This window comes from Streptomyces sp. MUM 2J, from assembly GCF_022414535.1.
GTDB lineage: Bacteria > Actinomycetota > Actinomycetes > Streptomycetales > Streptomycetaceae > Streptomyces.
In genome coordinates, this window is sequence record NZ_JADWYM010000021.1 from 115,761 (window position 1) to 121,760 (window position 6,000).

Consider the following 6,000-nt stretch of genomic DNA (forward strand, 5'->3'; position numbering starts at 1 on the left):
GCCCGCCCCGGGCGATGGCCCCGCCACCGGGTCCTTACGTGCAACCCCCTTGACCGTGCCGGGGCACGGGAGCATTATTCAGCACATGATGAATTATGCGCCCGGCCCGTCGGGCGGTCCGACGGGCGGTCTCTCGGGCGACCGCCCCGATGTGCCCGACACCCCTGCCGTCCGTGCCGCCGGCCTCACCGTCGTCCGCGGTCCCCGCACCGTCCTGCGGGGGCTCGACTTCACGGTCCCGCGCGGCCAGATCACCGGCCTGCTCGGGCCGTCCGGCTGCGGCAAGTCGACGTTGATGCGCTCGATCGTCGGCACCCAGGCGAAGGTCACCGGCACCCTCGACGTCCTCGGCCGGCCCGCCGGCCACCCCGACCTGCGCACCCGGATCGGCTACGTCACCCAGGCGCCCTCCGTCTACGACGACCTGACGGTCCGCCAGAACCTGGACTACTTCGCGGCGATCCTCCGCCCCGGCCGCGCCGTCGCCGGCCGGCGACGGGAAGAGGTCACCCGGGCGATCGCCGACGTCGACCTCGCCAGCCACGCCGACGCCCTCGCCGGAAACCTCTCCGGAGGCCAGCGCAGCCGTGTCTCCCTCGCGGTCGCCCTGCTCGGCGCCCCCGAACTCCTCGTCCTCGACGAACCGACCGTCGGCCTCGACCCGGTACTCCGCCGCGATCTGTGGAGCCTCTTCCACGACATCGCCGACCGGCGCGGCGCCACCCTGCTGATCTCCTCGCACGTCATGGACGAGGCCGAACGCTGCCACCGCCTGCTGCTCATGCGCGAGGGCGAGATCCTCGCCGACGACACGCCCGACGCCCTGCGCACCCGCACCCACTCCGACACCGTCGAAGCGGCCTTCCTCCACCTGGTCGACGAGGCGATCGCGGCCGGCCGCGCAAAGGAGACGACCCGATGAGCACCACCACGAAGGAGACCGCGGCACCCGCACCCGCCCGGTCCCTGAGCGTCCCGCGCACCCTCGCCACCGCGGCCCGCGTCCTGCGCCAGCTCCGCCACGACCCCCGCACCATCGCGCTGCTGATGCTCGTCCCCTGCCTGATGCTCTTCCTGCTGCGCTACGTCTTCGACGGCAGCCCGCGCACCTTCGACAACATCGGCGCATCCCTCCTCGGGATCTTCCCGCTGATCACGATGTTCCTCGTCACCTCCATCGCCACTCTGCGCGAACGCACCTCCGGCACCCTCGAACGCCTCCTCGCCATGCCCCTGGGCAAGGGCGACCTCATCGCCGGCTACGCCCTCGCCTTCGGCACCCTCGCGATCATCCAGTCCGCCCTGGCGACCGGCCTCGCCCTGTGGTTCCTCGGCCTCGACGTCATCGGCTCGCCCTGGCTGCTGCTCCTCGTCGCCCTGCTCGACGCCCTGCTCGGCACGGCTCTCGGACTGTTCGTCTCGGCCTTCGCCGCCTCGGAGTTCCAGGCGGTCCAGTTCATGCCGGCGGTGATCTTCCCCCAGCTCCTGCTCTGCGGCCTGTTCACCCCCCGCGACAACATGCACCCCGCCCTGAAGGCCGTCTCGGACGTCCTGCCGATGTCCTACGCCGTCGACGGCATGAACGAGGTCCTCAAGCACACCGACATGACGGCCACCTTCGTCCGCGACGTCCTGATCGTGGCGGGCTGCGCCCTCCTCGTGCTGTTCCTCGGCGCGGCCACCCTCCGCCGCAGGACCACCTGACGGACCGGTGCCCCGCCGGACGTCCCGCCTGCCGGACAGACACCCCCCACCCCGCGCCCCGGTGCGACGATGGACTCCGGACGACGCACACCCCGGAGGGCACCCTCAGCCATGACGCAGAAAGTCGCAGTCCTCGGCACCGGCAAGATCGGCGAAGCCCTGCTCAGCGGAATGATCCGAGGCGGCTGGTCCCCCGCCGACCTCCTGGTCACGGCCCGCCGCCAGGAGCGGGCCGACGAACTCCGCACCCGCTACGGAGTCACCCCGGTGACCAACGCCGAGGCCGCGAAGACCGCCGACACCCTGATCCTCACGGTCAAGCCGCAGGACATGGGCACCCTCCTCGACGAACTCGCCCCGCACGTCCCCGCCGACCGCCTGGTCATCAGCGGGGCGGCGGGCATCCCCACCTCCTTCGTCGAGGAACGCCTCGCCGCGGACACCCCCGTCGTCCGTGTCATGACGAACACCCCCGCCCTCGTCGACGAGGCCATGTCCGTCATCTCGGGCGGCAGCCACGCCACCGCCGACCACCTCGCCCACGCCGAGGAGATCTTCGGCGCGGTCGGCAAGACCCTGCGGGTGCCCGAGTCCCAGCAGGACGCCTGCACGGCCCTGTCCGGTTCCGGTCCGGCCTACTTCTTCTACCTGGTCGAAGCCATGACCGACGCCGGCATCCTGCTCGGTCTGCCCCGCGACAAGGCGCACGACCTCATCGTCCAGTCCGCCATCGGCGCCGCCACCATGCTCCGGGACAGCGGCGAACACCCCGTCAAACTCCGCGAGAACGTCACCTCTCCCGCCGGCACCACCATCAACGCCATCCGCGAGCTGGAGAACCACGGCGTACGAGCCGCCCTCATCGCCGCTCTCGAAGCCGCCCGCGACCGCAGCCGCGAACTGGCCACCGGCACAAAGGACTGACACCCGCCGGGGGCGGTCAGCTCGCCGCACCCACCACCTCCTCGGTGGTCACCACCCGAGCGAATCCGCCCCCGTGCAGCGACACCGCCGACGCCCGCGCCAGCTCGTCCGCACTGCGCCGCCAGTCGAACGGCCCCTCCAGGTCGAAGGTGTGCGTGGCGTCGAACGCCACCAGCACGTCGTACCCGAGATTCCCGCCCATCCGCGCGGTCGTCTCCACACACATGTTTGTCTGGATGCCGACCAGCACGATCTGCGAGATCCCCGCGGTCTTCAGCCAGGCATCCAGATCGGGCGTCCCGTAGAAGGCCGAGTTCACCGTCTTCGTGATCAGCAGCTCCGCTCCCGCGCCACCCTTCCCGCGCCGCTGCTCCACGTACTCCTTGAACGCGTTGCCCCCGTGCCCGGGCCGCAGCGGCGACCGAGGACCGGTGGAGTCGTGCCGGACGAACACGACCGGACGCCCCGTCGCCTGCCACACGTCGATGACCGAGGCGATGTTGTCGTCCGCCTCCGGGTTGTTCCGCGTCCCCCAGAACCCGGCCTCGTCGAAGCCCTTCTGCACGTCCACGACCACCAGCACTGCGTTCTCTGCAATCTCCATGCCCTCGATCCTGCCGCCGGCGGCAGGACCTCCCCAGAGGTACAGAAGACAGCGATCGATGGTTTACTGCCATCGTGACCCGCCCCCGGAACCCACCCTCCCCGTACCGCGTGGCGCTCGTCGCCTTCCCCGGCGTCCGCGCCTTCGACGTCTCCGTCATCACCGAGGTCTGGGGCACCGACCGCACCGACCGCGGCGCCCCCGCCTTCGAACTGCGCCGAGTCGCCACCGATCGCGCCCCCGTCCCCATGCGCGGCGGCCTCTCCCTCCTGCCCGACCGCACCCTGGCCTGGCTCGACCGCGCCGATCTCGTCGTCGTCCCCGGCCTCGACGACCACCTCACCCCCGCACCCCCTCCGGTCCTCGACGCCCTCCGCCGCACCCATGACCGAGGCGTCACCCTCGCCGCACTGTGCGGCGCCGCCTTCACCCTCGCTCAGGCCGGCCTCCTCGACGGGCGCCGCGCCATCACCCACTGGAACCTCGTCGACCTCCTGCGCGAGCACCACCCCCGCGTCACCGTCGTCCCGGACGCCCTGTTCATCGAGGACACCAACATCTGGACCGCCGCGGGCACGGCCGCCGGCATCGACCTCTGTCTCCACCTCGTCCGCCGGACCCACGGCGCCGAGGCCGCCGCGACCATCGCGCGCTCCATGGTCACCGCCCCGTTCCGCACCGGCACCCAGGCCCAGTTCGTCGAGCGCCCCACGCCCCGCGCCGACCGCGACGCCGACACCCTCGCGGCCGTCCGCGAACACGCCCTGTGCCACCTGCACGAGCCCCTCACGGTCGCCGATCTGGCCACCCGCGCGGGCATGTCGGCACGCACGTTCGCACGTCACTTCACCGCGGAGACCGGCACCACACCCCTGCGCTGGCTCCTCGACCAGCGCATCGCCGCAGCACAGAAGCTCCTGGAGCGCACCGACCTGCCCATGCCCGAGGTCGCACGCCGGGCCGGTTTCGGCAGCGAGGTCACGATGCGCCAGCACTTCGCATCGCGCCTCGCCACCAGCCCCCGCGCCTACCGGGCGGCGTTCAGCACGACATCGTCGCCTCCGGCGAGCCCGTCACCCGCGGACGTTTCCGCCGGGACCGTATGAGCGGCGGGCAGCAGGCCGATCGCGCGGCAGGCGGCATCGACGGTCGGCCGGGCCACCGCCCGGGCCTTCTCCGCTCCATCCCGCAACACCTCCTCCACATGGCCGGGATCCGCACACAGCTCCCGGTGCCGTTCCCGCAACGGCCTCAGGACCTCCACCACCGCCTCGGCGGTGGCCTTCTTCAAAGAGCCGTACGTGTCGTGAACGCACGCCAGTGACTCAGGGTTCCCACCCGTGCACGCAGCGAGAATCTCCAGCAGGTTGGCGACCCCCGGGCGGCCCGCCTTGTCGTAGACGACGTCCCGGCCGCTGTCGGTGACGGCCCGCATCACCTTCCTCCGCACCACGTCCGGCTCGTCCAGGAGATAGACGACCCCCGCCCCCGTGCGGTCCGACTTCCCCATCTTCGACCCCGGATCCTGCAGGTTCATCACCCGCGCTCCCACCGGGGGAACGGTCGCCCTCGGCACCACGAACGTGTGCCCGTACCGCTGGTTGAACCGCTCCGCGAGATCCCGGGTCAGCTCCACGTGCTGTGTCTGGTCCTCGCCGACGGGAACCTCGTCCGCCCGGTAGGCCAGGATGTCCGCGGCCATCAGGACCGGATAGCTCAGCAGGGAGAGCCGCACGCTCCCGCCGCGCTCCCGCACCTTGGCGGCCTTCTCCCTGTACTGGATCATCCGCCGCATCTCGCCGTCGGTCGCCACGCACTCCAGCAGGTACGACAACCTGGTGTGCTCGTCGACATGGCTCTGCAGGAACAGCGTGCACACCGCGGGGTCCATGCCGGCGGCCAGCAGCAGCGTCGCCGTCTGCCGACTGAGCCTGCGCACCCGTGCCGGATCGTGGTCCACGGTCAGTGAGTGCAGATCCACCACGCAGAACAGCGAGTCCGCACGGTGCTGGTCCACCTCGGCCCAGCGCCGCATGGCGCCCAGGTAGTTCCCCAGGGTCAGGTGCCCGGTTGGCTGAATCCCACTGAAGACCCGCGTCATCTCCACTCCACCTTCAGGTCGGGACCGCCGCGCCTGCGGCCGGCCCCCCGAATCCGGAGGGAGATACGAGAACGGCCGCCGAGGCGGCGGCCGTTGAGTGCATACGTAGGACGGCCGCCGTCAGGCGGCCCACCACAGCTGGGTGTACGTACGCTCGGTCATGCACCACAGAGTACGCCGGGAGCGGATGGTCAGGCGGCAGGTTGACACACCCCTGCCCCGTGCGTAGTGTTCTCCGAGTTGTCCGACGTGAGCGCCGACTCCGGTCGGTCCCCGGACAGCCACTTCACAGGCACCACTCCTTCACTCGACTGATGGTCGATCTGTCTTCGGCCGCTCGTCGTGTCATTGGCATGGGTATTTGAGAAGTGAGGAATCCGCGCTCGAAAGGGCGAGGGCCCCGATTAGGTCGGGAGCCGGGAATCCGCTAAAGTCTCACTCGTCGGAACGGCCCAACAGCCCGCCCGGCAACCCCCTCTGACGGGGAATCAGACACCGAAAGGATCTGATAGAGTCGGAGCCGCCGGAAAGGGAAACGCAAGAGCGGGAACCTGGAAAGCACCGAGGAAATCGGGTCGGAAAAGATCTGATAGAGTCGGAGACACCGAAGGGAAGCGCCCGGAGGAAAGCCCGAGAGGGTGAGTACGAAGGAAGCGTCCGTTCCTTG

Annotated in this window: 6 protein-coding genes; 4 read left to right on the top strand and 2 right to left on the bottom strand. The window is 70.6% G+C overall.

Features of this window, described 5'->3' with window-relative positions; all coding sequences use genetic code 11:
* Positions 1-85: 85 nt before the first annotated feature.
* The 3 genes from I3F54_RS18580 (at position 86) to proC (ending at position 2,628) form a co-directional block, all read left to right on the top strand.
* Positions 86-922 (top strand): ABC transporter ATP-binding protein, encoded by an 837-nt coding sequence (locus tag I3F54_RS18580; protein ID WP_240119934.1) that lies wholly within the window; start codon positions 86-88, stop codon positions 920-922.
* Positions 919-1,704, top strand: coding sequence for an ABC transporter permease (locus tag I3F54_RS18585; protein ID WP_240119935.1), 786 nt, complete (start codon positions 919-921; stop codon positions 1,702-1,704). The genes I3F54_RS18580 and I3F54_RS18585 overlap by 4 nt, the downstream gene beginning before the upstream one ends.
* 111 nt (positions 1,705-1,815) lie before the next feature.
* Positions 1,816-2,628 carry a pyrroline-5-carboxylate reductase gene (gene proC, locus I3F54_RS18590; RefSeq protein WP_240119936.1) on the top strand — a complete coding sequence of 271 codons (813 nt, stop codon included), beginning with the start codon at positions 1,816-1,818 and terminating at the stop codon, positions 2,626-2,628.
* 16 nt (positions 2,629-2,644) lie between these two features.
* Here the strand turns inward: proC and I3F54_RS18595 are convergent, their stop codons facing one another.
* Positions 2,645-3,232, bottom strand: coding sequence for a cysteine hydrolase family protein (locus I3F54_RS18595; RefSeq protein WP_240119937.1), 588 nt, complete (start codon positions 3,230-3,232; stop codon positions 2,645-2,647).
* A 74-nt stretch (positions 3,233-3,306) separates the two neighbouring features.
* On the opposite strand from I3F54_RS18595, the gene I3F54_RS18600 reads away from it, so the two are divergent.
* On the top strand, positions 3,307-4,338 hold the full coding sequence (locus I3F54_RS18600) for a GlxA family transcriptional regulator (protein ID WP_240119938.1): 1,032 nt from the start codon (positions 3,307-3,309) through the stop codon (positions 4,336-4,338).
* Here the strand turns inward: I3F54_RS18600 and trpS are convergent.
* The gene (trpS, locus tag I3F54_RS18605) at positions 4,260-5,333 is read right to left on the bottom strand and encodes a tryptophan--tRNA ligase (protein WP_240119939.1); all 1,074 of its coding nucleotides are present in this window, start codon (positions 5,331-5,333) and stop codon (positions 4,260-4,262) included. The genes I3F54_RS18600 and trpS overlap by 79 nt on opposite strands.
* Between the last annotated feature and the right edge of the window lie 667 nt (positions 5,334-6,000).